Origin of the sequence: Brevundimonas sp. NPDC090276 (assembly GCF_044772165.1) — a bacterium.
Taxonomy (GTDB): domain Bacteria; phylum Pseudomonadota; class Alphaproteobacteria; order Caulobacterales; family Caulobacteraceae; genus Brevundimonas.
This window is the reverse complement of the sequence record NZ_JBIVYK010000001.1, coordinates 644,748-669,123: the sequence shown is the minus strand read 5'-3', so window position 1 is coordinate 669,123 and position 24,376 is coordinate 644,748. Positions and strand designations below refer to the sequence as shown.

Below are 24,376 nucleotides of genomic sequence, written 5' to 3'. Positions count from 1 at the left end.
CAGGGGAATGCTTGATGAAGAAGACCGTGGTCGTGGGCTTCCCCATGGGGATCGTCATCGGCGTCATCTTCGGCGCCCTGATCGACAACATGGCGATCGGCATCCTGCTGGGTCTGGCGCTCGGCTTCGGCGTCATCAAATTCGGCGGTGGCAAGAAATCGACCGACGAGGGCGACGCCGTGGCACCGAAGACAGATGATATAGACCCAGAAGCGCCCAAGCCCTGAACGAGAGGGACGGGACACCGCACGCGCGCATTCACGGAGGCTCGGCCATGACAGGTTCCATCCACATCGGCGTCGGCGGCTGGACCTTCGAGCCGTGGCGCGGGGTCTTCTATCCCGAGGGCCTGACGCAGAAGCGCGAGCTGGAGTTCGCCAGCCGAGCGCTGACCAGCATCGAGATCAACGGCACCTATTATTCGACCTTCAAGCCCGACAGCTGGATGAAGTGGCGCGACGAGACGCCCGACGGTTTCGTCTTCGCGGTCAAGGCCAGCCGCTTCTGCACCAATCGCAAGGTTCTGTCGGAGGGCGGCGAGAGCTTCGACCGCTTCCTGTCACAGGGGCTGACCCTGCTGGGCGACAAGCTGGGGCCGATCAACTGGCAGTTCATGGGCACCAAGAAGTTCGACGCCGAGGACTTCGAGGGCTTCCTCAAGCTGTTGCCTAAGGAGAAGGACGGCGTGCGGCTGCGGCACGCGCTTGAGGTCCGCAACCCGACCTTCGCCTGTCAGGAGTTCTATGACCTGGCGGCCAAATACGGCGCGGCCATCGTCTATGCCGTCGACGACGAGTCCCCGACCTGGCCCCAGATCGACGAAGCCACCGCCGACTTCACCTACGCCCGCCTGATGTCCAGCCGCGAGGACGAGCCGACGGGCATGACGTCCGACGAACTGGACGCCGTGGCGGCGCAGACGCGGGCCTGGGCGACGCGCGGCGACGTCTTCGCCTACTTCATTTCCGGGGCCAAGGTGCGCAACCCGGCGGCGGCCCAGGCGCTGATCGCGAAGCTCAAGTAGGCGGCGAAGCGCAGCATTTGTCTCTGCAGGCGTCCGCTTTTCGGCAAGGTGACAATGTCGGCTTCCGACCCATAGCGGACACTAGCGGGGTATGCTCTCCTCCGCCCATGACCCAGAGCGAACAGGCCCGGGAAAACATTCTTGAACACGTCGTTGGCGTGTTGCGCGGCGTGACTATGTCCGAGGGTGAGGCCGTCACCGAGGCGACCGAGTTGTACTACGATCTTGGGCTCTCAGGCGAAGATTTGGCTGATACTATCGATGGGATAAGAGCGCCTTATGGGACCGATTTCAGCGGAATCGACCTGCGCCGCTACGCACCGGGCGAGGGCTATGATCCCGGTTTCAATATCCTTCGCGATTTCCGCGAATGGCGAGGGAAACGGACTTATCGCAGCCTGACTGTAGCCAGCTTGATTGAGGCAATTCAGGCTGGTTCGTGGAGCGACCGCTAGCCACCCTTAGCTGACTTTGACGCCGACCGCTTTTCGGCCCAAGGGCCAACGTCCGCTTTCGGCATCGAAGCCCAGGACCGAAAACGACCCTTAGCGGACATGCAGCCTAATAGGTTATCGGCCTGTCGCTCGATGACAGATTGGGCCGTATAGCTCCGGCCCCTGATAGGCGACGAAAGGGGTCGCCGATGCGTCAGGGGTGTTTAGAAATGCCTGCAAACGAGGCACCATGTTTGGGTCTATGCCTGATCGCCACAGGCTCATCGTGATCGCGGACGCGCAACCACAGAACTCGCTATCGGCAGATTTGCCGTCGTGCTTCTCCGCGCAGTCCTGCCTGATGACGCTGTCGATTTCCCTAAGTCTAGGGAAGCTCTGGTATAGCGTCTCTGCGCCTTGTCGTGCGGTAGAGACCCTCTCACGAGCGGCACGCGGTGAGATCGTCTGCGCCTCTACGGTTGATGTGATGCAGGCGAATGAAAAGGCCATGCACATCGCAGCCTTCGGCCAAGCTAATCGTCTCATGGTCCCTCCCGATAACGCCGATCACCCTACACGTGGAGCTTCCGCTTTCCACCCATAGCTGACCTTCGCGAGGACCGCTTTCCGTCTCCCCTCCTCGTGGACCGCCTTCGATCACTTGCCAAGGTGCGGAACCCGGCGGCGGCCCAGGCGCTGATCGCGAAACTGAAATAGCGGCCGGGTCGTCTTGCGACGATGCGGGGCGCGTCCCATCTGCGGCGCGCCTTCCCGCCCAGCTTGAGGACGTCCCATGCCGATCGCCACACGCGCCTTCGCCGCCACCGCTGCTGACCAGCCTCTGGCGCCCTACAGCTTCGACCGCCGCGATCCGGGGCCGGACGATGTGGCCATCGCGATCAAATACTGCGGCGTCTGCCACTCCGACCTGCACGTCGTGCACAACGACCTGGGCGGCACCCGCTATCCCATCGTGCCGGGCCACGAGATCGCCGGGGTGGTGACGGCCGTCGGGGCCAATGTCACGCGCTTCAAGGAGGGCGACCGGGTCGGCGTCGGCTGCATGGTCGACAGCTGCCGCACCTGCCCATCATGCCGGGCGGGCGAGGAGCAGTACTGCGTCCCCGGCATGACCCAGACCTACGGCTCGCACGACCCCAAGGGCGAGGCGGTCGGCCAGACCATCACCCAGGGCGGCTATTCCGACCGGATCACGGTCGATCAGGACTATGTCCTGTCCATTCCCGAAAGCCTGCCGCTGGACGCCGCCGCGCCCCTGCTGTGCGCCGGCATCACCACCTACAGCCCCCTGCGCCACTGGAAGGTGGGACCGGGCTCCAGGGTGGCGGTCGTGGGCCTGGGCGGACTGGGTCACATGGCGGTCAAGCTGGCCGTGGCCATGGGGGCGGAGGTCAGCGTCCTGTCGACCTCGGACCGCAAGAAGGCCGACGCCGAGCGCATGGGCGCCAAGCACTTCCTGATCAACTCCGACAAGGCGGCGATGAAGGCGGCGGGCGAGACCTTCGACCTGATCATCAACACGGTGTCCGCCACGCACGAGATCGCCAGCCACCTGAACCTGCTGGCGCGCGACGGGACCATGGTCATGCTGGGCCTGACCACCGAGGGCCTGCCGGTCTTCGCCATGCCCCTGTTGTGGCGTCGCCGCAGCGTGGCCGGCAGCCTGATCGGCGGCATCCGTGAGACCCAGGAGATGCTGGATTTCTGCGCCGCCCACGGCATCGTCTGCGACATCGAGACCATCGCCCCTCACCAGATCAACGAGGCCTATGCGCGGATGGAAAAGTCCGACGTCCGTTATCGCTTCGTCATCGACATGGCCCAGATTGATCAGGCCGCATAACGACGCCTTCTCCCTCGCCCCTTGCCAAGCTAAGGCTTGTTCCCGAGGGTAGGACGACGTCGATGCGGCGTCGTCCAGACAGGGGAGCGGATCATGACGCGTGTGGCTCTGGTGACCGGGGGAACCCGGGGTATCGGCAAGGCGATCGTTCAGCGGTTGCGGGAAGACGGCATGGCCGTCGCCGCCGGCTATTCCGGCAATGACGAGGCCGCCGCCGCCACGGCGCGCGAGCTGGGCGTCATGGTGGTCAAGGGCAATGTCGGCTCGTTCGAGGACTGCGCCCGGGCCGTGCAGGAGGTGGAGGCCGAACTCGGTCCCATCGACGTCCTGGTGAACAACGCCGGCATCACCCGCGACGGCTTCTTCCACAAGATGAGCGCCGATCAGTGGTCCGACGTGATCCGCGTCAACATGGACAGCGTCTTCAACATGACGCGTCAGGTGATCAACGGGATGCGCGACCGGGGCTTTGGCCGCATCGTCAACATCTCCTCGATCAACGGCCAGAAGGGCCAGATCGGCCAGACCAACTATTCCGCCGCCAAGGCCGGGATGATCGGCTTCACCAAGGCCCTGGCCCTGGAAAACGCCCGCAAGGGCGTCACCGTCAACTGCATCGCCCCCGGATACATCGACACGGAAATGGTCGGCGCCATGGACCAGAAGGTGCTGGACAGCATCATCGCCCAGATCCCGGTCGGCCGCCTGGGCAAGGGCGAGGAGATCGCCGACATGGTGTCCTGGCTGTCGGGCGAGCGTGCCGGATATGTCACAGGCTGCACCCTCTCGTTGAACGGCGGACAGTACCTGGTTGGCTAAATCCGCTTTGCCCAAAATCCGCCGTTCGGGCGTTCCACGACTGCTCTCATGATGGCAGGGCTTGAGGTTGAGGCGGAGAATCCGCCGCGCTTCGCCGCCGTGGCGCCGCGCGCCGCGACGGTTGCGGGCCTGCGCCTGGACCTGGCCGCCCTGATGCTGCTGACCGCCTGCCTGTCGGCCAGCCCGGCATCGGCCCAGTTGCGCTCCAACGTCCAGGCCGAGCAAAGCCGCACCATCCGCGACCAGACGGTGACGCGTAGCGTGCCGCCGCCGGCCCGCTATGTTTCGGAAGCCGGCCAGGGCTTCGTACTGGACCGGGCCGGGTCGCTGACCCTGCTGCGCTTCGACCGCTCGAACGAGACCTGGGCCCTGCGCCCCTCCTCGGCCCCGCGCGGCGACACCATCTATCGCAACGACGCGGGCGAACAGGTGCTGCGCGTCACCCCCAGCGGCGGCATCACCGTCTATACGACTCGCAACCCGGGCGGCTCGCCCGTGTCCCAGGCCGGCCCCCCTGTCAGCCTGCAGCCGACCAGCCTCGGCCCGGTGCAGATGTTCAACCTGATGACCCGCCGCAGCGGCATGGTCAGCGAGGCCATGGGCCGGCTGATCCGCATCAACCTGTCGGGCGAGGAATCCGAGGCCCTGTGCATCGAGGCCCTGATCGTCACCACCGACGCCGTGGTCCGCATCGCCCGCTCGCCCAGCGCCCGCCCCTTCCTCGACCGGCTGCGCAGCATCACCGTGGTCGAGGGCTCCCGCGCCTCGGTGACCTATTCCGGCGGCGACCTGCGCGTCGTTGTCGACCCCAAGCGCGGCATCGCCGGCCGCCCCTCCTCGGCTCGCGTAATCCGCGCGGTGATCCCGCAGGACTGACCGGCGGCCAGCTCTACCCCCACTAAGTGAACCGCGTTATTGTCACAGTGCATTCAGCACTGGGGGACATGTGCGCAACTTTAAACGAAACGGCGTCGCTCTGGGCGGCTTGATGGCGCTTGCGTTGAGCTCGTCGGCACTGGCGCAGAACGCCTGGATTAAATGTGACGGCTACGGCGCCGCCAACCCCAGCGGCGACGGCATGACCGAGTACGCGCTCAGAATGGGCCTCTTCGTTCATCCCGGTTACGGCACGACCGTTCGATCCCCTGCCGCGCACGGGCGAGAAGGGGTTACAGCTTGCGACGAAGCGCTGCAGGAACTCCCCGACACTCATTGGCGACGCAAGGTGAACCTGCTTCAGGCGCGCGCGCTGCACCGGCTGGAATCCCGTCAAGCCGACGATGCGATCGCTGACCTTGACCAGGCCCACGTCGCCGCCGCACCAGGCCTGAACGACCCGCTGTTCCAACGCAGCCAGCAACTGGGACTTACGCTGGTGCGCGCCCTCGCGCTTCAGCACCAAGGCTCGAATGAGGAGGCAAGAACACTGCTGAATCGCGCGGCTGAGCAGCGTCCTTATGACTCTGGCGCAATATCAGCCGTTCACTCCGTCGCTAGCTTTGCCGGATACGACGATGTGACCCAGTCGACGCTGCGGCAGACTGCACGATTTCTACCGCAGGTACGCATCCGCCTGGCCTGGCAAGATTTCGATCAGGGGCGTTTTGAAGACTTCCTCAACTTGCACCCGCATCTCTCGCCCGCACTCCGTGCCGCCGACAACAGCCTTCTGCCGATCGAGACCGCCCTTCGGAATCTGGCCAACCACGAAGCCTCCGCCCAGTTCAAGGTCCACTCCGCCATCTACCGGGCCTACGCCCTGACCGCTACGGGACGTCATGACGAAGCAGAAGCGGCGATGGATGAGGCCCGCGCAGTTTTGCCGGCCCACCGTCAACCGCCGTCGCCGCCCCGCCTGCGCGGCCCAGCCCTTGAACAGTACAATGAGGAACTGCCCCTCACCCTCGCGCGCATCGAAAAGCAGGACGCCGCAATCGCCGACATGGCCGACGCGATCGCTAGACGGCGCCAGGCTGGCGAGGGAAAGATCAGCCGCTTGGCCGATCTGTTCGACGCAAACGCCATACGCCGCGATGGCACCGGCGCCGACACGCTTATAGCGACAGCGGAATTCCTGCCGCCTGCCGAAGCAGAGCAGGCTCGGAAAATGGCCGCCGACCTTCGCGTCGAACTCGCCCGTGAAGCGCTGAAAACGACCAGCTTCAATGCGGAAGCTTTCCTGGGCTCCCTGCCGTCGCCTGAAACGCCGAACCGATTGAGCCCCTGGAAAGAAGCCAAACGCCCCTTCCTGGCCGCCACGGGATCTTACGAAGACACCAGCTCTGTGGGCTACCGCGACTGGAAAACGGATTCTGGCTTGGTCACGGTACGCTACCGCAGCTCGAAAACAGGAACGCGAGCCATAGCAGAGGAACTAGCCCTGCTTCGAGCAGCCGATCTGGCACGTCAATCAGGACACAAGGGCTTCTTTATCGCCGCGCGACGAGACACAACGCTAACATACAACACCTACCACCTCGGACAGATACTCCGCTCCGACCCTGATGGTTACGAAAGCGAATTGGACATCCGCTTCGTGGACGCGGACCATCAGGGCGCACCCGCGCTGCTCGTGTTCGACGCGGAGCAAGTCTATGCGACCCTGGCCCCCATCTACATTCGGACCGAGTAGGGCAGGCGCCCCGTGACCTCCTCCTTCGGTGAGGCGATATTGACATATTCGACCGCCAGAACGCAGCGTCCCACCGCATTTCTCGGAGACTTCAATGGCGAGTGATTTTCCGCAGGGCGTCGTCCATGAAGCGGGCGCGGACATGCAGACGGCCTTGCAGGCGGATCCCGAGGTCTTCGCCCTGTGGTCAGGCCTGACGCCGCTGGGGCGCAATGAGTTCATCTGCTGGGTCGAGGACGCCAAACAGCCGAAGACGCGCCAGCGCCGGATCGAGCGCACGGCTGAGGAACTGCTGGAGGGCAAGAAGCGCCCCTGCTGCTGGGTCGGCTGCATCCACCGCACCGACAAGGCGCCCAGCCCCTGGCAACAGGCCGTCCTGATCGACGGGAAGGCGAAGGACCGCTCCTAGCCCCCGGACGGCGAAGTCGCCCACGATCAGGACAGGCGGTCGCGGAACTCCGTCCAGTCGAACTCTCTGACCATGCGCAGCTCGTCCGTGGCGCTGTTCCACAGGGCGATGGACGGCAGCGGGACGCCGTTGAAGGTGTTGGTCTTCACCATCGAATAGTGGGCCTGATCGAGGAAGGCGAGACGCGTTCCGGGCACGGGGCGCGCGGCGAAGACGTAGTCGCCGATGATGTCGCCGGCCAGGCAGGACGGGCCGCCGAGGCGCACTGTGACGCCGTCCTCGGGCTCATGCAGCATGGCGGGGCGGTAAGGGGCCTCGATCACGTCCGGCATGTGGCAGGTGGCCGACAGGTCGGTGATGGCGATAGGCATGCCGTTGTCGAAGACGTCCAGCACCTCGCCGATCAGGATGCCCGCGTCCAGGGCCACGGCCTCGCCCGGCTCCAGGTAGGCGGTGACGTCGTAACGCGCCTGAATGTCGTTGAGGAAGGCGACCAGGTCTTCGATCTGATAGTCGGCGCGGGTCACGTGGTGGCCGCCGCCCAGATTGATCCACTTCACGTCGCCCAGCAGTGGGGCCAGCTTCGGCTCGACCGCCGCCCAGATGCGCGACAGGGGCGCGAAGTCCTGTTCGCACAGGGCATGAATATGGATGCCGTCGATGCCGACCATCTTTTCCGGCGTCAGTTGCGACACCGGGTAGCCCAGGCGCGAGCAGGGCTGTGCGGGATCGTATTTGGCGACCTCGCCCTCGGAATGTTCGGGGTTCAGCCGCAGGCCGATCTCGAAGGTCTCGCCAGCCGCGCGGGCCTCGGCGATCAGGTCGGCGAAGCGCGCCACCTGATCGGGCGAGTTGAAGATGACGTGGTCGGACAGGCGCAGGATCTCCGGCAGATCCTCGGCCTTGTAAGCGGGCGAATAGGTGGTCAGCTCGCCCTTGTAGAACTCGCGCGCCAGCCGCGCCTCCCACAGACCGGAGGCGCAGACGCCGTCGAGGTATTCCCCGACGACGTCCGCGAGCGACCACATGGAAAAGGCCTTGAGCGCCAGCAGCACCCGAGCATTGCCCCGGTCGCGCACGTCCTTCAGCACGGCCAGATTGCGCCGCACCGCGGCCTCGTCCACCACGAAGGCGGGCGAGGCGACACGGTTCAGGTCGAAGTGCGCAAAGGCGCCCGGATCACCGGCCTGGGTCTCCATGTGTCTTGATCCCCAGTCTTAGAAGGCCAGCGGAGCGTCCAGCTCCTCGACCGTCCAGGGCAGGCCATGCTTGTTCAGCATGTCCATGAAGGGATCGGGGTCCAGCTGCTCCATGTTGAAGACGCCGTCGCCCTTCCACGTGCCGGTCAGCATCATGGCCGCGCCGATCATGGCCGGAACGCCCGTGGTGTAGCTGACGGCCTGGTTGCCGGTTTCGGCATAGGCGGCTTCGTGGTCGCAGATGTTCTTGACGTAGAAGGTCTTCTGAACGCCGTCCTTCTCGCCGGTGGCGATGGTGCCAATGTTCGTCTTGCCCTTGGTGATCGGACCCAGCGAGGCCGGTTCCGGCAGCAGGGCCTTCAGGAACTCGATCGGGATGATCTCGCGGCCCTGGAACATCATCGGCTCGATCGAGGTCATGCCGATGTTTTCCAGCACTTCCAGGTGCTTCAGGTAGCTGTCGCCGAAGGTCATCCAGAAGCGGATACGTTTGATTTCCGGGTAGAACTTGGCCAGCGACTCCAGTTCCTCATGGTACATGAGGTACATGTTCTTCTGACCGACGCCCTCGAAGTCGAAGGCCTGCTTGTGCGACAGGGCCGGGCCTTCGACCCACTGGCCGTTTTCCCAGTGACGCGAGTTGGCGGTCACTTCGCGCAGGTTGATTTCCGGGTTGAAGTTGGTGGCGAAGGGCAGACCCGTGTCGCCGCCGTTGCAGTCCAGGATGTCGAGCGTGTCGATCCGGTCCAGCAGGTGCTTCTTGGTGTAGGTGGCGAAGACCGAGGTCACGCCCGGGTCGAAGCCCGAGCCCAGCAGCGCCATCAGGCCGGCTTCCTTGAAGCGCTCCTGATAGGCCCACTGCCACTTGTATTCGAACTTGGCTTCGTCGCGCGGCTCATAGTTGGCCGTGTCGAGGTAGTTGACGCCGGCGGCCAGACAGGCGTCCATGATCGACAGGTCCTGATACGGCAGGGCCAGGTTGACCACCAGGGCCGGCTTGACCGACTGGATCAGGGCCGTGGTCGCGGCGACGTCATCGGCGTCGATGGCCGCCGTGTCGATGGTCACGCCAAAGCGCGACTTCACGGATTCAGCGATGGCGTCGCACTTGGACTTGGTGCGGCTCGCCAGGGTGATGTGCGAGAAGATGTCCGAATTCATCGCCATCTTGTGGACGGCGACCGAGCTGACGCCGCCTGCGCCGATAACCAGCACCTTGCTCATGTGTGGCTTCTCCTGAGAAGTCTGAAAAGGCTTTGGCGACACCGCCGCCGCTATAAAGGGCGGGGCTCTTAACACGATGATGACAGGATCGCTAACGGTCGCGTGTCGCAGGGGTTGCGAGGTCGCTCCGCGCGAAGCGACCTCGCCTTGAATCCTAGCCCCTGAAGCCGTCCTTGGCGGCGCGGCGGGCGGCGAAGTCGGCGGCGTCGGCGGCGCGCAGGAAGGGGTTGAAACGACGCTCAACCCCGACCGTGGTCGGCACGGTCGGCTGGCCGCGTTCGCGGGCGGTGAAGACGGCCTCGGCGTGGACCTGCATCTCGGGCCGGTCGTCGATACTGAGGGCGAAACGGGCGTTGGACGCCGTGTATTCATGGGCGCAGTACAGCGTGCTCGTCTCGGGCCAGGCGGCGATACGGCTCAGACTGTCCCACATCTGCTCGGCCGTGCCCTCGAACAGACGGCCGCAGCCCAGGGCGAAGATGACGTCGCCGACGAAGGCCAGATCGTCCTCAACCGACCGATAGACGACATGGCCCAGAGTGTGCCCCGGCACGGCCGTGACCTCGAAAGCCGTCCGTCCCAGCATGACCACGTCGCCGTCGACCACCACGCGGTCCAACGGGGCGGCGCGGCGGACTTCTTCCGGGCCAACGATCTCGCAGCCGGTCTCGGCCTTCAGCCGCTCATTGCCGCCGGTGTGATCGGGATGCCAGTGGGTGTTGAGGATCAGGTCCAGCCGCCCCCAGCCCGACGCCTCGATCTCGGCCAGGATGGCCTCCGCGTCCGGCGTGTCCACGGTCGCGACCATGCCGGTCGCCCCGTCCCGGATCAGGAAGCCGTAGTTGTCGGACAGGCAGGCGAACTGGCGCACGGTCAGGGTCATGGACGCATCCTAGCAGCGAGGGCCCTGCAGGGACTATAGTGGTCGCAAGTGAGAGCCAAGCTCGACCATGCTGCCCAAAGCCCGACTGGGCGTCGGCGATCGTTCGCCGCCCCCACGGAGCGATGAGCGCAGCGAACAGAGCGTGAGTGAGAGAAATGCGCCGCAGCATTGACGATCTTCGCACCTTCTACGGCGAGCCGACCGGCGCGCTGGTGCGGCGCGTGCTGGCGCGGAGGCTGGAGGACGCCTGGGGAGAGGCTGAGGGCTGCGACGTCCTCGGCCTGGGCTACGCCACGCCCTGGCTGGACGGCTTCGTCGGGGCGCGGCGGGTCATCGCCGCCATGCCGGGCGGACAGGGCGCCGAACAATGGGCGACGGCGGGACGCAACCGCACGCTGCTGGTCGACGAAAGACGCCTGCCCTTCGCCGCCGGCGCCTTCGATCGCATCCTGCTGGTCCATGCACTTGAGGAAGCCGACGATCCCCGCGCTCTGCTGACTGAGGCGGTGCGCGCCCTGGCCCCTGCCGGGCGCATCATCCTGGCCACGGCGGCGCGCGGCGGAATGTGGGCGCGGGCCGAGACCACCCCCTTCGGCCACGGTCGTCCCTTCACGCGCGGCCAGCTGGAGCGACTGGTGCGCGAGGTCGGACTGGAGCCCGCCGCATGGTCGCAAGCCCTCTATGTCCCGCCCTGGCGACCCCTGCTGCCGATGGCGGACGGGATCGAACAGGTGGGCCGCTGGGTGCTGCCGGGCGCCGCGGGTCTGATCATGCTGGAAGCGACACGTCAGTCCTATGCCCGCATCCGGCCGCAGGGTCTGGCCCAGGCGGTGCTGGCGGGGCGCCCCGCCCTGACCCCCTCGCCGGCCTCGCGCGACCATGGGCCGCCCGCCCATGCACTGGTCGTCGAGCGCAAACGGCCTTAAGGCGAGCCCATGCAGCGACTGATCATCATGCGTCACGCCCAGGCCGAGAAGAGCGCGCCCGGCGGCGACATCGACCGCCCACTGTCCAAGCACGGCCGCCACGACGCCCGTGCCATGGGCCGGGCCCTGGCCGAGCGCGGTCTGCGTCCTGACACGGCCCTGGTGTCCAGCGCCCGGCGCACGCATCAGACCTGGGACGAGGTCAGCGAAGCCATGGGCGACGTCGAGGTGCATCTGTCGCCTGCCCTCTATAACGCCTCGTCGGACGTGCTGCGTCGCGCGGTCGAGGCCGCCGAGGACACGGCCGGCTGCCTGCTGCTGGTGGCGCACAATCCGGGCGTGCATCAGTTGGCGGTCGAATATCTGATCGAGAGCGCCGCCTCGCCGGGCGTCATGGACAAGATGAGCGGCGGCTTCCCCACCGGGGCGGCGGCCATCTTCACCGTCGATGTCGCCGGACGTCCCTCCTACGAAGGCTGGCTGACGCCGCACGATCTCGAAAAATGACCGACGCCCTGCCGACCACCGCCTTCAAGATCCTGAGCCGCGCCGACTGGCGGGCGACCCTGGCCGAGGGCGCCTATGACGGTTCGGCCGTCGATCACGCCGACGGCTATATCCACCTGTCCGCCGCCGACCAGTTGGTCGTCACCGCCGCCAAGCATTACGCGGGGCAGAGCGACCTGATGCTGGTCGAGGTCGACCTGACGGCCCTGGGCGAGGCCCTGATCTGGGAGCCGTCGCGCGGCGGCGCCCTCTTTCCCCATATCTACGGCCCCCTGCCTGTCGCGGCGACGCGGAGCGTCCGCGCCCTGTCGGTGACGGACACGGGCGACATGATCCTGAGCGAAAATCCATGAGCCTGACCGACCTCGGCGCCGTCATCCTGCGCCAGATGGACCCCGAGACGGCGCACCGCCTGGCCATTCGCGCCCTGCAGGTCATGCCCCTGCCCGCGCCCAGCGCTGATGATCCCATCCTGAAGACCCGCATCGCGGGGCTGGAGATGTCCAATCCCGTCGGTCTGGCCGCCGGTCTGGACAAGAACGGCGAGGCGCTGGACGGCCTGTCGCGTCTGGGCTTCGGCGCCGTGGAATGCGGCTCGGTCACGCCGCGCGCGCAAGCGGGCAACCCCAAGCCCCGCCTGTTCCGTCTGTCCGAAGACCGGGCCGTCATCAACCGCATGGGCTTCAACAACGAAGGGCTGGAGCCGTTCGCCACGCGTCTGGCCCACCGTCCGAAGCGCACCGCCATCGGCGCCAATCTGGGGGCCAACAAGGACACCGAGGACAAGGCGGCGGACTATGTGGCGGGCCTGAAGCGTCTGGCGGGTCTGGCCGACTATTTCACCATCAACATCTCCTCGCCCAATACGCCGGGCCTGCGCGCCCTGCAGGGCCGCGAGGCGCTGGACGACCTGCTGGGCCGGATCAACGAAGCCCGACCCGCCAACGGCGCGCCGGTCTTCCTGAAGATTGCGCCAGACCTGATCGGCGAGGAGATCGGCATGATCGTCGAGGCCTCGCTGGCGCATCACATCGACGCCCTGATCGTGTCCAACACCACGCTGGAACGGCCTGCGTCTCTAAAGTCGAGCTTCGCGGGCGAGGCCGGGGGTCTGTCGGGTGCGCCGCTCAAGCCCTTCGCCCAGAAGGCGCTGGAAGCCGCCGCAGAGGCCGCGGCCGGACGTCTGCCGCTGATCGCGGTGGGCGGCATCGCCAGCGGCGCCGACGCATGGGCGCGCATCCGCGCGGGCGCCTCGGCGGTGCAGGTCTATTCGGCCCTCATCTATGACGGTCCGGGTCTGGTCGGCGCGATCAAGCGTGATCTGGCCGCGCGTCTGCGCGCCGAAGGCTTCAGCCACATTTCTGACGCGGTGGGTTCGGGCCGTTGACGGAGCATTAGGGCAAGCGGCCCCATGATCTGACCGATAGGCGAATTCGCCTGCTCGGAAAGTCGCATGACGCAGATCGCCGCCGACGCCCAAGCCATCTGGGCGCCCGCTATCCGACAACGCCGCAAGGCCATGCTGCAGCGCCTCGTCATGGGCGCGGCGACCGCCTTGGTGTTCAGCCCCATGCTGGGCTGGCGCTTCAGCGCGACCTGGATGGTGATGTACGCCCTGATCCAGTTCCTGGAAGCCGAGGTCTTCGCCCCAGTCGTTGCGGGGCGCGTCGATGCCCCGGTCGGATGGCGCGGCGTCTATGGCGATCTGGTGCTGATTCTGAACGCGGGCTTCTTCGGTCTCATCGCCATCCCCCTATGGATCGTCGGCGGACCGATGGGCGGGATCGCCAGCGCCGTGCTGCTGTCGGCGGGGATGATCAACTCCGTCATCATGTCGGCGGGCTCGATGCGGATCTTCGCCTGCACCGTCCTGCCCCAGTTGGCGATCTTCGCCCTGACGCCGCTGTTCATGGCCCAGATGGGCGCCCCGCCCCACGTCGTCACCGCCGTGGCCGTCGGCATCCTGTCCTACACCGTCTTCTGCCTGAACACGCGGCGGACACTGTTCCGCGCCAATCGCGCCGAGACCACGGCTCGCCTTGAGGCCGATCGCAAGCGCGAGGAGGCCGAGACCGCCATGGCCAGCCGCAGCGCCTTCCTGGCCGCCGTCGCCCATGACCTGCGTACCCCGATCAGCGCCATCCTGACCGGCGCCGAGGAACTGGACCGCGGCGGCAAGCCTGGCTCGGCCCGCCAGCAGGTGGCCCTGATCACCGACGCCGGGCTGATGATGAAGGAGTTGTTGGACGACCTGCTGGATCATGCGCGGCTGGACGCCGGGCGGATGAGCGTCGACAGCCGCGACTTCGACCTGCGCCTGCTGCTGTCCCAGACCGCTCGCCTGTGGGCAGGCCCGGCCCGCGCCAAGGGGCTGCGCCTGCGGCTGGAGGGCGCCCGCACCCTGCCCCAGATGGTGCGCGGCGACGCCATGCGCCTGCGTCAGGTGCTGAACAACCTGATCTCCAACGCCATGAAGTTCACCGATGCCGGGACCATCACCCTGCGGCTGAACGCCTGGCCCGACGAACACGGCGCCCATGTCCTGCTGATCGACATCGAGGACACCGGAGCCGGGATGACGGCCGCCCAAATGGGTCGCCTCTTCACCCCCTTCGACCAGACCGCCGAGGGCGTGGCCGCCCGCTTTGGCGGCTCGGGCCTGGGCCTGGCTATCAGCCGCGATCTGATCGAACTGATGGGCGGCCGCCTGACGGTGCGCAGCACGCCGGGTCAGGGCTCGACCTTCACCCTGTCGCTGGTTCTGCCGCGCGGCGCGGCGACCGAGGCCCCGCCCGCCGGCCTGGCGCCCGAGGCCCGCGCCACCATCACCCGCGCCCTGAGCCAGCCCGTCGTCGCCGCGCCCAAGCCGGCGCCAGAACCTGCGCCTGCGCCCGACCTTGAGCCCGAGATCGCGCTGGACGCCGCTGCCGAAACGTCTGAGGCGCACGAAGACCAGGCTGAAGCGCCGCTGCGCGTTCTGGTCGTCGATGATCACGCCATCAACCGCCGCGCCATCCAGCTTATTCTCCAGTCTGTGGACTGCGAAATCGCCATGGCCGAGGACGGCATGGCCGCGCTGGAGGCCTGTGAACGGGCCGAGTTCGACGTCGTTTTCATGGATGTGCGGATGCCGGAACTGGACGGGCGCGAAACCACGCGTCGCCTGCGCGCCGGCGGCGGCCTCAACGCCGCCGTGCCGGTCATCGCCGTCACCGCCGACACCGCGCCCGAGGACATAGCCGCCTGCACCGCCGCCGGAATGAATTATTTCGTCTCCAAGCCCCTGACGCCCGGCGCCTTGCTGGGGGCCCTGTCTCAGGTGCTGACTGAAGCGGCGGAGGCCGCTGAGGCGGCGGAGAGCGCGGCGGCCTGACCCCGGACCTGGGCCACCAGTTCCTCGGCGAAGCCCGGTTCGCGCAGGGCGCACTCCCACACGGTCAGCACGCGCCAACCGGCGGCGGTCAGTTCCGCCGCAACGCGCGCGTCACGGGCCCGATTTCGCTCGATCTTGTTGCGCCAGTAGTCGGCGTTGGCCTGGGGCTTTCGCGCGCCGCGCGGACAATCGTGGCCGTGCCAGAAACAACCGTGGACGAAGACGGCGAGCTTGCGCCCCTTCAGCACCACGTCGGGCCGTCCGGGCAGGCCGCAGCCGCCCAGACGGTAACCGATCCCGGCGGCGCGCAGCATCCGCCGGACTTTCCATTCGGGCGCAGTGTCGCGCCCCTTCACCCGGCGCATGACCGCGCTGCGCTTCGAAGGGGTGAAGACGTCCGTCATGGATCAGACCATGACAGGCGGGATCAGAGCTGGGCCAGCAGGTGCTCGGCCGAGGACACCTTGAACTCGCCGCCCTGCTCAATGTTCAGCTGGTCGACCACGCCGTCCTTGACCAGCATGGAGTAGCGCTGCGAGCGCTCGCCCATGCCGAAGCCCTTGGCGTCCAGCGCCAGGCCGACGCTGCGGGTGAAGTCGCCGTTGCCGTCGGCCAGCATGACGATGTCGTCCGTGCCGTTCAGGTCGTTGGCCTGGGCCCAGGCGCCCATGACGAAGGCGTCATTGACCGACAGGCAGGCCACCGTATCGACGCCCTTGGCGGCCAGATCGGCGCGGTTGTCGACATAGCCCGGCAGGTGGCGCGCCGAGCAGGTCGGGGTGAAGGCGCCAGGGACGGCGAACAGGGCGACCGTCTTGCCGCCGAACAGTTCAGCCGTGGTGACCGGTTTGGGGCCGTCGGCGGTCATGGTGGTCAGGGTTGCGTCGGGGATGCGGTCGCCGATCTGGATGGTCATGCAGGGTCTCCGGGCTAAAGGCCCGGGACATCCGGGCGGCGTTCAACACCTCAGATAGAGAGCGCGACGGCAATCGCCAAGGCGGCTTCGTCTTCTCCCGATATGCCGCATCTTGCGTCGAGGCCGCCCGCCCCCGATGATAGGGGCATGACCGCCTTCTCCTCCCTGACCGGGCGTCTCCTTGTGGCCATGCCGGGCATAGACGATGACCGTTTCCGCCACGCCGTCATCCTGATCTGCGCCCATGACGACGAGCACGCCATGGGCCTGCGGCTGGACCAGCCGGCGCCGGGCGTCACCCTGTCTGAAGTCCTGAAGAAGCTGGACACGCCGGTTTCCGATGCGATGTCGGAGCGGTCGGTGCTGATCGGCGGGCCGGTCGAGCGCGAGCGCGGCTTCGTCCTGCACACCGACGACTGGACCAACGAAGACATCACCCTGAGCTTCGGCGACGGCCTGGCCGTGACCGGCACCCGCGACGCCCTGGCGGCGATGAGCGACCCGGACGACGGACCGGCTCGATCCGTCCTGCTGCTGGGCTACGCCGGCTGGGGCGAGGGTCAGTTGGAAGAGGAACTGGGCGAGAACGTCTGGCTGACCGCCGACGCCGATCCCGATCTGATCTTCGACGCGGACTATCAGACCAAATGGGCCCGCGCCCTGGCCGGTCTGGGCGTCGACGCCGCCCGCCTGTCGGCCCAGAGCGGGCGCGCCTGACCCCCTAGGCCGAGCGCGCCTTGATCGGGGCGGTGCCGTCGGCCAGTGACTCGTTCAGATAGACCTCGGCCTCCACGGCCGGCAGGGCCGGCGCATAGCCGAAGCCCTGACCGTAGTGGCAGCTGGCGTCCAGCAGCAGGCCGGCCAGTTCGGCGTTCTCGACGCCCTCGGCCACGACCTCCAGCGACAGGTCGCGACCCAGGTTGACCACGGACTTGACGATCTTGGCCGAGCCCTCGTCCTTGTTCATCGTCAGAACGAAGTAACGGTCGATCTTCAGCGTGTCGAACGGCAGGCGCGCGAGATAGGACAGGGACGAGAAGCCGGTGCCGAAATCGTCCAGCGCCAGGCTGGCCCCCGCCTCGCGCAGTTTCGTCAGCACCTCGGCGGCGTGCGCGGTGTCGCGCATGATGTCGCCCTCGGTGACTTCCAGCTTCAGCGCGCCGCGCGGCAGGCCGGTCTCCTGAATGATGCGGGCCACGTCCTCGACCAGATGGTCGCGCTCGATCTCGCCGACCGACAGGTTGACGCTGCAGAACAGCTTGCCCGCACCGGGGTGGCGATGCAGCCACTCGGCCAGCTGACGCGCCGCCTGGGTCATCATCAGCAGACCCAGCTCGTTCATCAGGCCCATTTCATCGGCCAGGGTCAGGAACTCGTCCGGCGGCACCAGTCCGCGCTGCGGATGACGCCAGCGCACCAGGGCCTCGAAGCCGGCGACCGCGCCCGTCTTCAGGTTGACGATGGGCTGGTAGAAGGGCTCGATCTCGCCGCGCACGAAGGCGTTGCGCAGGTCCGACTCCAGCGCCAGCCTCGACAGGCTGTCGGACTCCAGCGCCCGGCCATAGGCCGCCGCCCCGCCCCGCCCCGCGGTCTTGGCCTGCTCCACCGCCAGTTCGACGCGGCGCAGCAGTTCCGCCGGATCAGGCGCGTCCGGCCCGCCCTCTGCGGCGACGGCGCCGATAGAGACCGTCGGATAGATGTCAAAGCCCGCCACGCGGAGCGGCTGTTCCAGCGCCTCGCGCATCCGCTCGCTGGCGCCCGTGGCCCCGCGGGGAGCCAGGACCGCGAACTCGTCCTCGCCGATGCGGGCTGGCGAACAGTCCTTGGCGAAGGCCCCTGCCAATCGCGATCCGAGGGCCGAGAGCACCAGATCGGCGCGCTCATGGCCCAGCGCCTCGTTCAGACGGCGCAGACGATCCACGTCGGCTACGACCAGCTCATAGTCGCCCGGCTGGGCCAGGGTTTCCGCCACACGGACCAGGAAGGTGCGGCGATCCAGCAGGCCGGTCAGCGCATCCCGGTCGGCCCCGGCGAACTTGGTCTCCAGCGCCACGACGCCCGCCGCGCGCAGACCATCTTCCAGCCAGACGCCGCGCCACAGGCAGGTCTCGCAGCCGCGCATGCGCAGACGCACGGCGATCTCGGTGCCCTCGGCCTGGGGCTTGAGCAGGCGGTCGGCCAGGGCCCGGTCCTGCGGCATGGCCAGGGCGGCGAAGGCGGCGCCCGAACATTCGGGGGCCAGAGGGCCGAGGCCCAGCGAACGGGTCGCACCGGTGAAACGAATCTGGTCGTCGGCGGGCGTCCAGATCCACAGCGCGGCATCGGCGGCGGCCAGCGCCTCGATCGCCGTCGTCGGGTCCCAGGCCAGGGCTCTGGATCGTGTGGTCAAAGCGAATCCCGGGTGGAAGGACTGGGCACGTCCGGGTCCGGGACAAACTCGTCCTCGATGACGCCGAACAGCAGATGATCTGCCCATGCGCCGTTAATTTTCAAATAAGCTTTGGCTAGTCCTTCGTGCCGAAAGCCCGCCTTTTCGAGAACCCGGCGCGAGGCATGGTTGGTCGGGACGCAGGCCGCCTCGACGCGATGCAGCTTCAGCGAGCCAAAGGCGAAGTCCAGCATGGCCCGCGCCGCCGCCGTACCCGCCCCCTGCCCCGCATAGGGCTGGCCGATCCAGTAGCCCAGGGTGCCGGTCTCGGCCACGCCGCGCCGGATGTTGGACAGGGTGATGGCCCCCATCAGCCGTTCTTCCTCGGGATCAAAGACGAACAGGGGCCAGGCCGTGCCCAGTTCCATCTCGCGGGCATAGACGCTGAGGCGCCGCCGAAAGGCCGCGCGGGTCAGGTCGTCCTCGGCCCAGGCAGGCTCCCACGGTTGCAGATAGTCGCGCGAGCCGCCGCGCAGTTCGGCCCATTCCGCGTGATCGGACGGACGCGGCGGACGCAGCAGGACCCCCTGTCCGCGCAGGACCGGTCCGGTCGCCTCCGCCATCCAGTCGAACAGGGCCATGGCGGCAGATTACCGAGAAGCGCCGGCGACGCCAGCCACGACTTAGCGGGCCTGAAGTCGTGCCGTGAAGGCGGCGCCAGCGGCCCCCGCCGCCTTGGGCCCCAGCACCGCCGTGGCCGAACGCCCGGCCTCGATCATGGCCCGCCCCACGGCGCGCAGATCATCGGCGCTCTGGGCCAGGATGCGCGCGGCGCTGTCCTCGGACGAAACCGGCGCGCCGAAGATCAGCGTCTGGGCCGCGTTGCGCCCCGCGCGGCTGGCGGGGCTTTCGTCGGCCATCCACAGCGTCGCGTTCAACACGGCCTTGGCGCGCGCCAGCTCGGCGTCGGTCGGGCCCTTCTCGGCCAGGTCCAGCAGTTCAGCGGCGCTGACCTCTGCCAATTCGACCGCACGCTCCGCGGCGGCGCCGGCGTAGATGCCCAGGAGCCCGGCGTCCTCATAGGCTTCCTGATAGGCGTCGATGGCGTAGGCCAGACCCCGGTCCTCGCGCGCGCTCTGGAACAGGCGCGAAGCCATGCCGCCGCCAAGGATTTCGGTGAACAGCCGCAGCGCCGGCAGACGCGGGTCCAGCGCCCCCATGGTCGGCAGTTGGAAGACCAGGTTGGCCTGTTCGATCTTGCGGGACAGTTTCGCCTCGCCGCCGACGAAGACGGCGGGCGCCAGAGGGTCCAGCGGCTTCGCGCCTTCCTGACCGAACCAGCGCTCGGCCAGGGCCAGCAGTTCGCTCTCGTTCACAGCCCCCGAGACGGCGACGACCATGCGGTCAGGCGAATAGAGTCGGGCGCGCCAGTCGGCCACGGCGGCGCGGTCGGCGGCTTTCAGGCTCTCGACCGTGCCGAGGATGGGCCGACCCAGAGCCTGGCCGGCATAGGCCCGCGTCTGGGCCATTTCGAAGACGTGGTCGTCGGGGGTGTCGAAGGCCTCGGCGATTTCCTGGGCCACGACGTCCTTCTCGCGCACGATCTCGGCGGGGTCGAGCGTGGGACGGAAGACCAGATCCGAAACGATCTGCATGGCCAGAGGCAGGGAGCCGTGCAGGGCCCGGATCTCGAAACTGGTGCGCTCATAGCCGGTGGCGGCGTTGATCGAGCCGCCCTCGGCCTCGATCCGTTCGACGATATCGCGCGCGCCCATGTCGCCGGCGCCCTTGAACACCAGATGCTCCAGCAGGTGCGACCAACCGGAGCGGGCCTCGTCCTCCATCCTAGCCCCGCCGCGAACGGCGACCGTCAGGGCAAAGGTCCGCAGACCGGGCATGGGGTCGCAGACGACGCGGACGCCGTTGGACAGGGTGTGGAGGCGAGCGGTCAGGTTTCTGTGTCCTTGCGGGTCATGCGGCGGCGCAGCAGCACCACGTAGAAGGCGATCAGGGCGGCGGCGAGACCGAACCAGGTCAGGGCGTAACCCAGGTGGTTGTTCGTGAAGGCGGCGGGCGGCGCCGAGGGCTTCAGCGCGACCCAGTCGGGATTGGTCGAGGTGAGCGCGAAGACGGTGAAGGGCGAGATCGGCCCCTCGACCTTCAGCACGCGAGCCATGGCCTCGGCGTCGCGACCGTAGAAGCGGCCCTCGGCCGGCGGCGGGGTCAGGGCGCTGGGGGCCGGGGCGCGGCGCAACACGCCGGTGATGACCACGGGCATGGTGTCGTCGGCCTTGACCGGCGGACGGCTTGAGATCTCGGCGGAGACGAAGCCGCGATCGACCAGCAGGGTCCGCCCGCCTTCGACGGCACAGGCCGAGACCAGGCGGACGCCCGCGTCGCTGTGCTCAATGGACTGCAGCTCGACATAGGGCGCCGCCGACAGACCGCGGCAGGTCAGCAGGACGCGACGGAACTCGGGGTTCTCAAGTTTCAGCGCCTCGGCGAGCGGCAGCGGCGGCTGGCCGGCGGCGGCCTCGGCCCCGTCCATCAGGCCTTCCTTCCATTGCATACGTTGCACCTGCCAGGTCCCGAGGGCCAGCAGGACGCCCAGCAGCAGGACGGCGAGGACCGTCAGGACGACGGGGAAACGGGGACGGGCGGCAGCAGTCATTGGGGGTCTCGGGTTCTCAGCATCTGCAGGGCGGTCATCAGCCCCTTGCCGGGGCGCATCAGGCCCAGGGCCAGGGCGGCGACCAGCGGCAGCCAGACGATCAGGTGCAGCCAGATGGGGGGATGCCAGGCGATCTCGACCGCCAAGGCCGAAAACCCGACCAGGAAGCCGGCGATCTGCATGATGAAGGTGGCGGCGCCGTCGCCGGTCTCGACCGAGGCCAGGTCGAAACCGCAGGTGTCGCAGGCCGGGCGGACTTTAAGGAACCCTTGGAAAAGGGGCCCCTGTCCGCAGTTGGGGCAGCGCCCGCGGATCCCGGCCAGAACGGCCTGTCCCCCAAGCAAATCGGCGCGGGACTGTTCGTCCCGCGCCGTTTGAAGTGCAGAGGCTGGTTGGCCCGTCTTCACCCGAAGGTGACGTAGACGAAGGCGAACAGGAACAGCCAGACCACGTCCACGAAGTGCCAGTACCAGGCGGCGGCTTCGAAGCCGAAGTGCTTCTGCGGCGTCATCTGACCGGCTTGCAGACGCAGCAGGCAGACGGCCAGGAAGATGGTGCCAACCAGGACGTGGAAGCCGTGGAAGCCGGTCGTCATGAAGAAGATCGAGCCGTAGAGCTTCGAGTGGGTGGCGGCTTCGTTGAAGAAGAAGCCCTCGTGCAGGATGTGGTGATATTCATAGGCCTGAACGCCGGTGAACAGCACGCCCAGCAGGACGGTGATCAGCAGACCCAGCTTGGCGGCCTTGCGGTCGCCGACCTGCAGCGCATGGTGCGCCCAGGTCACGGTCGTGCCCGACAGCAGCAGGATGACCGTGTTCAGCAGCGGCAGGCCCCAGGGGTCCAGCAGCTCGACGCCCTTGGGCGGCCAGGTCTTCCAGGCGGCGGCGGTGTCGGCCCAGTTGCCGATTTCCGGCGTCAGGGCGCGCGATTCGCTGAAGATCGCCATGTCGAAGAACATCCAGAAGAAGGCGACGAAGAACATCACCTCCGACGCGATGAACAGGATCATGCCGTAGCGCAGGCCGATCGAGACGACCGGGGTGTGGTCGCCCTTCTTGGATTCCTTGATGACGTCCGACCACCAGCCGTACATGGCGAACAGCACGCCGGCCAGACCGGCGAAGAACAGCCACTTGGTGCCTTCCGGCAGGCCGAACAGGCCCTTCATCCACATGACCGCGCCCACGAACATGACCACGCAGGCCATGGACGAGATCAGCGGCCAGGGGCTCGGGTCCACAAGGTGGTAATCGTGATGCGGTTTCGCGTGCGCGTCGGCCATTCCAGGGTCTCTGAATTAAGGCGAGAGATCGTTCTTATGCAGGGGCTATAGCGTCCGCTATCCGGCTTTGCCAGTAGCTGATTGACCGGAAGCGGCCTGCTCGAAGCCCTTGGTGGGGAAGAAGGTGTAGCTGAGCGTGATTTCGCGCACGCCCTTGGACTCGGCGTCCGTCGCGATCTCGGGCGCGACGAAGTACTGGACGGGGAATTCCTTGGTCTCGCCCGGGCCGATTTCCTGGCCCTCGAAGCAGAAGCACTGCAGCTTCTGGAAGTAGGGGCCGGCGCGTTCCGGCACGACGTTGTAGGCCGCCGTGGCGTGGATCGGCTGATCCGAGGTGTTGGTCACCTTGAAATAGGCCATGCCGGTTTCGCCGATTCGCACCCGCTGGCTGACCTGCTCGGCCTTGAAGTCCATCGGCAGGTTGCGGACGTTGGTGTCGAAGCGGATCAGGACGCTCTGGTCGAGAATCTGCGTCGGGGCGGCCTCGGCCTTCTTCACCGTGCCGTCGAAGCCCGTCACCTGACAGAAGAGACGATACAAGGGCACGGCGGCGAAGGCCGCCCCCGTCATGCCCATCACCACGGCCGCGCAGATCAGCGCGACCATGTTCTTGCGGTCCTTCACTGGGTCGGCTCCGCGGCGGGCGCGGACAGAGCGGGGTCGGCGCGCTCCAGCGTGGCCGCAGCCGCCGCCTCGGCGGCCTTGCGGGCCTCGGTGTTGCGCTGAAGGTTCACCACGGTGACGACGAAGACCAGGACGATGAAGCCGACCAGGCCCAAGGCGATGGCCACGTTGCGGCGCTTGCGTGCGCGCACTTGTTCGTCAGTCAGTTTGATGAAGTTAGGACGGGTCACGCGGTCAGGCTCCCAGGCCCGGCAGCTGTTCGACCAGCAAGGCCGAGAACAGCGCCATCAGATACAGGATGGAGAAGGCGAACAGGTTACGGGCCGGTTTGGCCTCGGCCCGGACGTCATACAATGCGGCCTCTCGCCCCACCGCCTCGGCCTTGTCAGGCTGGTCGCCGGCGCGTGAGCGCCACAGGCGGATCGCCAGGGCCAGGAAGAAGAGGCCGCCGGCCACCGATACCGCCAGATAGACGACGCCGCCGAGGCCCAGGAAGGCCGGAGCAATGGCCACCGGCACGAAGATCAGGGTGTAGATCAGGATCTGCAGACGGGTCGACTTGGCGCCGCGCGCCACCGGCATCATCGGGATGCCCGCCTTGGCGTAGTCGCCGGCCGAATAGAGGGCCAGGGCCCAGGAGTGCGGCGGGGTCCACAGGAAGATGATGGCGAACAGCAGCCAGGCCTGCCACGGCGCGTCGCCTGTCACCGCCGCCCAGCCGATCACCGGCGGGAAGGCGCCCGCGGCGCCGCCGATGACGATGTTCTGGGGCGTCCGGCGCTTGAGCAGCAGGGTGTAGAAGCCGGCGTAATAGACGATGGTCAGGGCCAGCAGTCCCCCGGCCAGCCAGTTGGTGGTCATGCCCAGCAGCATGACCGAGAAGATCGACAGGACGACGCCAAAGGCCATCGCATCATTTTTGCGGACGCGGCCCGCCGCGACGGGGCGGCCACGCGTGCGGCGCATCAGGGCGTCGGTCTCGCCCTCCAGCGCCATGTTCAGGGCGCCGGCGGCCCCTGCGCCCACGGCGATGCACAGGACCGCGATGGCGGCCAGCAGGAAGTTGGGCTGCCCCGGCGCGACCACCAGGCCCGTCACGGCGGTGAAGACCACCAGCGACATGACACGCGGTTTCAGCAGCTGGAAGAAGTCCTCCGGCTGGGCGGTGGTCACGAGGGGAGCTTGGCGGTCGGTCATGGTCATAAAAAGCCGAAGGCCGCC

General features: G+C 67.4%; 28 protein-coding genes. 14 read left to right on the top strand and 14 right to left on the bottom strand.

Annotated elements, in window-relative coordinates:
* Nucleotides 1-14 precede the first annotated feature (14 nt).
* The 8 genes from ACIQTU_RS03170 to ACIQTU_RS03135 all read left to right on the top strand — a co-directional run bounded on the left by ACIQTU_RS03170 (nt 15) and on the right by ACIQTU_RS03135 (nt 7,182).
* On the top strand, nt 15-227 hold the full coding sequence (locus tag ACIQTU_RS03170; RefSeq protein ID WP_400542195.1) for a hypothetical protein: 213 nt from the start codon (nt 15-17) through the stop codon (nt 225-227).
* Between the two features lie 47 nt (nt 228-274).
* The gene (locus ACIQTU_RS03165; protein ID WP_400542192.1) at nt 275-1,024 is read left to right on the top strand and encodes a DUF72 domain-containing protein; all 750 of its coding nucleotides are present in this window, start codon (nt 275-277) and stop codon (nt 1,022-1,024) included.
* 107 nt (nt 1,025-1,131) lie between these two features.
* Nucleotides 1,132-1,479, top strand: a complete 348-nt coding sequence (locus ACIQTU_RS03160; RefSeq protein WP_400542189.1) for a DUF1493 family protein — start codon at nt 1,132-1,134, stop codon at nt 1,477-1,479.
* 772 nt (nt 1,480-2,251) lie between these two features.
* Entirely contained in the window at nt 2,252-3,322 is a 1,071-nt protein-coding gene (locus ACIQTU_RS03155; protein ID WP_400542186.1) for an NAD(P)-dependent alcohol dehydrogenase, read from the top strand.
* A gap of 93 nt (nt 3,323-3,415) precedes the next feature.
* Nucleotides 3,416-4,141 carry an acetoacetyl-CoA reductase gene (gene phbB, locus ACIQTU_RS03150; RefSeq protein WP_400542183.1) on the top strand — a complete coding sequence of 242 codons (726 nt, stop codon included), beginning with the start codon at nt 3,416-3,418 and terminating at the stop codon, nt 4,139-4,141.
* 48 nt (nt 4,142-4,189) lie between these two features.
* Nucleotides 4,190-5,017 (top strand): DUF4908 domain-containing protein, encoded by an 828-nt coding sequence (locus ACIQTU_RS03145; protein WP_400542180.1) that lies wholly within the window; start codon nt 4,190-4,192, stop codon nt 5,015-5,017.
* A 70-nt stretch (nt 5,018-5,087) separates the two neighbouring features.
* Nucleotides 5,088-6,773, top strand: a complete 1,686-nt coding sequence (locus ACIQTU_RS03140; RefSeq protein ID WP_400542177.1) for a hypothetical protein — start codon at nt 5,088-5,090, stop codon at nt 6,771-6,773.
* A gap of 94 nt (nt 6,774-6,867) precedes the next feature.
* Nucleotides 6,868-7,182 (top strand): YdeI/OmpD-associated family protein, encoded by a 315-nt coding sequence (locus ACIQTU_RS03135; protein ID WP_400542174.1) that lies wholly within the window; start codon nt 6,868-6,870, stop codon nt 7,180-7,182.
* 26 nt (nt 7,183-7,208) lie between these two features.
* Here ACIQTU_RS03135 and ACIQTU_RS03130 read toward each other — a convergent pair whose 3' ends face one another.
* From ACIQTU_RS03130 to gloB, 3 genes are all read right to left on the bottom strand, one after another.
* A complete protein-coding gene (locus ACIQTU_RS03130) occupies nt 7,209-8,381 on the bottom strand; it encodes a carboxynorspermidine decarboxylase (protein WP_400542171.1) in 1,173 nt (390 codons plus the stop codon).
* Between the two features lie 18 nt (nt 8,382-8,399).
* Nucleotides 8,400-9,605 (bottom strand): saccharopine dehydrogenase C-terminal domain-containing protein, encoded by a 1,206-nt coding sequence (locus ACIQTU_RS03125; protein WP_400542168.1) that lies wholly within the window; start codon nt 9,603-9,605, stop codon nt 8,400-8,402.
* 154 nt (nt 9,606-9,759) lie between these two features.
* A complete protein-coding gene (gene gloB / locus ACIQTU_RS03120) occupies nt 9,760-10,488 on the bottom strand; it encodes a hydroxyacylglutathione hydrolase (RefSeq protein ID WP_400542165.1) in 729 nt (242 codons plus the stop codon).
* Nucleotides 10,489-10,643: 155 nt separating this feature from the next.
* On the opposite strand from gloB, the gene ACIQTU_RS03115 reads away from it, so the two are divergent.
* The 5 genes from ACIQTU_RS03115 (at nt 10,644) to ACIQTU_RS03095 (ending at nt 15,294) form a co-directional block, all read left to right on the top strand.
* Nucleotides 10,644-11,414, top strand: a complete 771-nt coding sequence (locus ACIQTU_RS03115; RefSeq protein ID WP_400542162.1) for a class I SAM-dependent methyltransferase — start codon at nt 10,644-10,646, stop codon at nt 11,412-11,414.
* 9 nt (nt 11,415-11,423) lie between these two features.
* On the top strand, nt 11,424-11,921 hold the full coding sequence (locus ACIQTU_RS03110; protein ID WP_400542159.1) for a SixA phosphatase family protein: 498 nt from the start codon (nt 11,424-11,426) through the stop codon (nt 11,919-11,921).
* Complete coding sequence (locus ACIQTU_RS03105; protein WP_400542156.1) at nt 11,918-12,274, top strand: DUF952 domain-containing protein; 357 nt, start codon at nt 11,918-11,920, stop codon at nt 12,272-12,274. The genes ACIQTU_RS03110 and ACIQTU_RS03105 overlap by 4 nt, the downstream gene beginning before the upstream one ends.
* Nucleotides 12,271-13,308: a quinone-dependent dihydroorotate dehydrogenase gene (locus tag ACIQTU_RS03100; protein ID WP_400542153.1), complete on the top strand. Its 1,038-nt coding sequence runs from the start codon at nt 12,271-12,273 to the stop codon at nt 13,306-13,308. The genes ACIQTU_RS03105 and ACIQTU_RS03100 overlap by 4 nt, the downstream gene beginning before the upstream one ends.
* Nucleotides 13,309-13,374: 66 nt before the next feature.
* Nucleotides 13,375-15,294, top strand: a complete 1,920-nt coding sequence (locus tag ACIQTU_RS03095) for an ATP-binding protein (protein ID WP_400542150.1) — start codon at nt 13,375-13,377, stop codon at nt 15,292-15,294.
* On the opposite strand, the gene ACIQTU_RS03090 is transcribed toward ACIQTU_RS03095, so the two are convergent.
* Together ACIQTU_RS03090 and ACIQTU_RS03085 are read right to left on the bottom strand one after the other, a co-directional pair.
* Entirely contained in the window at nt 15,237-15,698 is a 462-nt protein-coding gene (locus ACIQTU_RS03090) for a very short patch repair endonuclease (RefSeq protein ID WP_400542147.1), read from the bottom strand. The genes ACIQTU_RS03095 and ACIQTU_RS03090 overlap by 58 nt on opposite strands.
* 23 nt (nt 15,699-15,721) lie before the next feature.
* Nucleotides 15,722-16,210 (bottom strand): peroxiredoxin, encoded by a 489-nt coding sequence (locus ACIQTU_RS03085; protein WP_400542144.1) that lies wholly within the window; start codon nt 16,208-16,210, stop codon nt 15,722-15,724.
* Between the two features lie 147 nt (nt 16,211-16,357).
* Here ACIQTU_RS03085 and ACIQTU_RS03080 point away from each other — a divergent pair, with 147 nt between their 5' ends.
* Entirely contained in the window at nt 16,358-16,927 is a 570-nt protein-coding gene (locus ACIQTU_RS03080) for a YqgE/AlgH family protein (RefSeq protein WP_400542141.1), read from the top strand.
* A gap of 4 nt (nt 16,928-16,931) precedes the next feature.
* On the opposite strand, the gene ACIQTU_RS03075 is transcribed toward ACIQTU_RS03080, so the two are convergent.
* Genes ACIQTU_RS03075 through ACIQTU_RS03035 form a run of 9 tightly spaced genes read right to left on the bottom strand, consistent with a single transcriptional unit; the run spans nt 16,932 to nt 24,358 of the window.
* Complete coding sequence (locus ACIQTU_RS03075) at nt 16,932-18,599, bottom strand: putative bifunctional diguanylate cyclase/phosphodiesterase (RefSeq protein ID WP_400542138.1); 1,668 nt, start codon at nt 18,597-18,599, stop codon at nt 16,932-16,934.
* Nucleotides 18,596-19,219: a GNAT family N-acetyltransferase gene (locus ACIQTU_RS03070; RefSeq protein ID WP_400542135.1), complete on the bottom strand. Its 624-nt coding sequence runs from the start codon at nt 19,217-19,219 to the stop codon at nt 18,596-18,598. Before ACIQTU_RS03070 ends, ACIQTU_RS03075 begins: the two co-directional genes overlap by 4 nt.
* Nucleotides 19,220-19,261: 42 nt before the next feature.
* Nucleotides 19,262-20,476 carry a M16 family metallopeptidase gene (locus ACIQTU_RS03065; RefSeq protein WP_400542132.1) on the bottom strand — a complete coding sequence of 405 codons (1,215 nt, stop codon included), beginning with the start codon at nt 20,474-20,476 and terminating at the stop codon, nt 19,262-19,264.
* Nucleotides 20,477-20,526: 50 nt separating this feature from the next.
* On the bottom strand, nt 20,527-21,249 hold the full coding sequence (locus ACIQTU_RS03060) for an SURF1 family protein (RefSeq protein ID WP_400542129.1): 723 nt from the start codon (nt 21,247-21,249) through the stop codon (nt 20,527-20,529).
* Nucleotides 21,246-21,593, bottom strand: a complete 348-nt coding sequence (locus ACIQTU_RS03055) for a DUF983 domain-containing protein (protein WP_400542126.1) — start codon at nt 21,591-21,593, stop codon at nt 21,246-21,248. Before ACIQTU_RS03055 ends, ACIQTU_RS03060 begins: the two co-directional genes overlap by 4 nt.
* 59 nt (nt 21,594-21,652) lie before the next feature.
* Entirely contained in the window at nt 21,653-22,531 is an 879-nt protein-coding gene (locus tag ACIQTU_RS03050) for a cytochrome c oxidase subunit 3 (protein WP_400542123.1), read from the bottom strand.
* Between the two features lie 57 nt (nt 22,532-22,588).
* Nucleotides 22,589-23,155: a cytochrome c oxidase assembly protein gene (locus ACIQTU_RS03045; protein ID WP_400542120.1), complete on the bottom strand. Its 567-nt coding sequence runs from the start codon at nt 23,153-23,155 to the stop codon at nt 22,589-22,591.
* A complete protein-coding gene (locus ACIQTU_RS03040) occupies nt 23,152-23,385 on the bottom strand; it encodes a hypothetical protein (RefSeq protein ID WP_400542117.1) in 234 nt (77 codons plus the stop codon). The genes ACIQTU_RS03045 and ACIQTU_RS03040 overlap by 4 nt, the downstream gene beginning before the upstream one ends.
* Nucleotides 23,386-23,389: 4 nt before the next feature.
* Nucleotides 23,390-24,358 carry a heme o synthase gene (locus tag ACIQTU_RS03035; RefSeq protein ID WP_400542114.1) on the bottom strand — a complete coding sequence of 323 codons (969 nt, stop codon included), beginning with the start codon at nt 24,356-24,358 and terminating at the stop codon, nt 23,390-23,392.
* Nucleotides 24,359-24,376 lie beyond the last annotated feature (18 nt).

What these genes read in the sequence shown, in the direction of transcription:
- ACIQTU_RS03110 (WP_400542159.1), top strand. Translation starts at nt 11,424, where the DNA reads ATGCAGCGACTGATCATCATGCGTCACGCCCAGGCCGAGAAGAGCGCG.
- ACIQTU_RS03155 (WP_400542186.1), top strand. Translation starts at nt 2,252, where the DNA reads ATGCCGATCGCCACACGCGCCTTCGCCGCCACCGCTGCTGACCAGCCT.
- ACIQTU_RS03095 (WP_400542150.1), top strand. Translation starts at nt 13,375, where the DNA reads ATGACGCAGATCGCCGCCGACGCCCAAGCCATCTGGGCGCCCGCTATC.
- ACIQTU_RS03035 (WP_400542114.1), bottom strand. Translation starts at nt 24,358, where the DNA reads ATGACCATGACCGACCGCCAAGCTCCCCTCGTGACCACCGCCCAGCCG.
- ACIQTU_RS03135 (WP_400542174.1), top strand. Translation starts at nt 6,868, where the DNA reads ATGGCGAGTGATTTTCCGCAGGGCGTCGTCCATGAAGCGGGCGCGGAC.
- gloB (WP_400542165.1), bottom strand. Translation starts at nt 10,488, where the DNA reads ATGACCCTGACCGTGCGCCAGTTCGCCTGCCTGTCCGACAACTACGGC.
- ACIQTU_RS03125 (WP_400542168.1), bottom strand. Translation starts at nt 9,605, where the DNA reads ATGAGCAAGGTGCTGGTTATCGGCGCAGGCGGCGTCAGCTCGGTCGCC.
- ACIQTU_RS03050 (WP_400542123.1), bottom strand. Translation starts at nt 22,531, where the DNA reads ATGGCCGACGCGCACGCGAAACCGCATCACGATTACCACCTTGTGGAC.
- ACIQTU_RS03170 (WP_400542195.1), top strand. Translation starts at nt 15, where the DNA reads ATGAAGAAGACCGTGGTCGTGGGCTTCCCCATGGGGATCGTCATCGGC.
- ACIQTU_RS03090 (WP_400542147.1), bottom strand. Translation starts at nt 15,698, where the DNA reads ATGACGGACGTCTTCACCCCTTCGAAGCGCAGCGCGGTCATGCGCCGG.
- ACIQTU_RS03060 (WP_400542129.1), bottom strand. Translation starts at nt 21,249, where the DNA reads ATGACTGCTGCCGCCCGTCCCCGTTTCCCCGTCGTCCTGACGGTCCTC.
- ACIQTU_RS03160 (WP_400542189.1), top strand. Translation starts at nt 1,132, where the DNA reads ATGACCCAGAGCGAACAGGCCCGGGAAAACATTCTTGAACACGTCGTT.
- ACIQTU_RS03085 (WP_400542144.1), bottom strand. Translation starts at nt 16,210, where the DNA reads ATGACCATCCAGATCGGCGACCGCATCCCCGACGCAACCCTGACCACC.
- ACIQTU_RS03165 (WP_400542192.1), top strand. Translation starts at nt 275, where the DNA reads ATGACAGGTTCCATCCACATCGGCGTCGGCGGCTGGACCTTCGAGCCG.
- ACIQTU_RS03065 (WP_400542132.1), bottom strand. Translation starts at nt 20,476, where the DNA reads ATGCCCGGTCTGCGGACCTTTGCCCTGACGGTCGCCGTTCGCGGCGGG.
- ACIQTU_RS03080 (WP_400542141.1), top strand. Translation starts at nt 16,358, where the DNA reads ATGACCGCCTTCTCCTCCCTGACCGGGCGTCTCCTTGTGGCCATGCCG.
- ACIQTU_RS03070 (WP_400542135.1), bottom strand. Translation starts at nt 19,219, where the DNA reads ATGGCCCTGTTCGACTGGATGGCGGAGGCGACCGGACCGGTCCTGCGC.
- ACIQTU_RS03145 (WP_400542180.1), top strand. Translation starts at nt 4,190, where the DNA reads ATGATGGCAGGGCTTGAGGTTGAGGCGGAGAATCCGCCGCGCTTCGCC.
- ACIQTU_RS03105 (WP_400542156.1), top strand. Translation starts at nt 11,918, where the DNA reads ATGACCGACGCCCTGCCGACCACCGCCTTCAAGATCCTGAGCCGCGCC.
- phbB (WP_400542183.1), top strand. Translation starts at nt 3,416, where the DNA reads ATGACGCGTGTGGCTCTGGTGACCGGGGGAACCCGGGGTATCGGCAAG.
- ACIQTU_RS03130 (WP_400542171.1), bottom strand. Translation starts at nt 8,381, where the DNA reads ATGGAGACCCAGGCCGGTGATCCGGGCGCCTTTGCGCACTTCGACCTG.
- ACIQTU_RS03100 (WP_400542153.1), top strand. Translation starts at nt 12,271, where the DNA reads ATGAGCCTGACCGACCTCGGCGCCGTCATCCTGCGCCAGATGGACCCC.
- ACIQTU_RS03115 (WP_400542162.1), top strand. Translation starts at nt 10,644, where the DNA reads ATGCGCCGCAGCATTGACGATCTTCGCACCTTCTACGGCGAGCCGACC.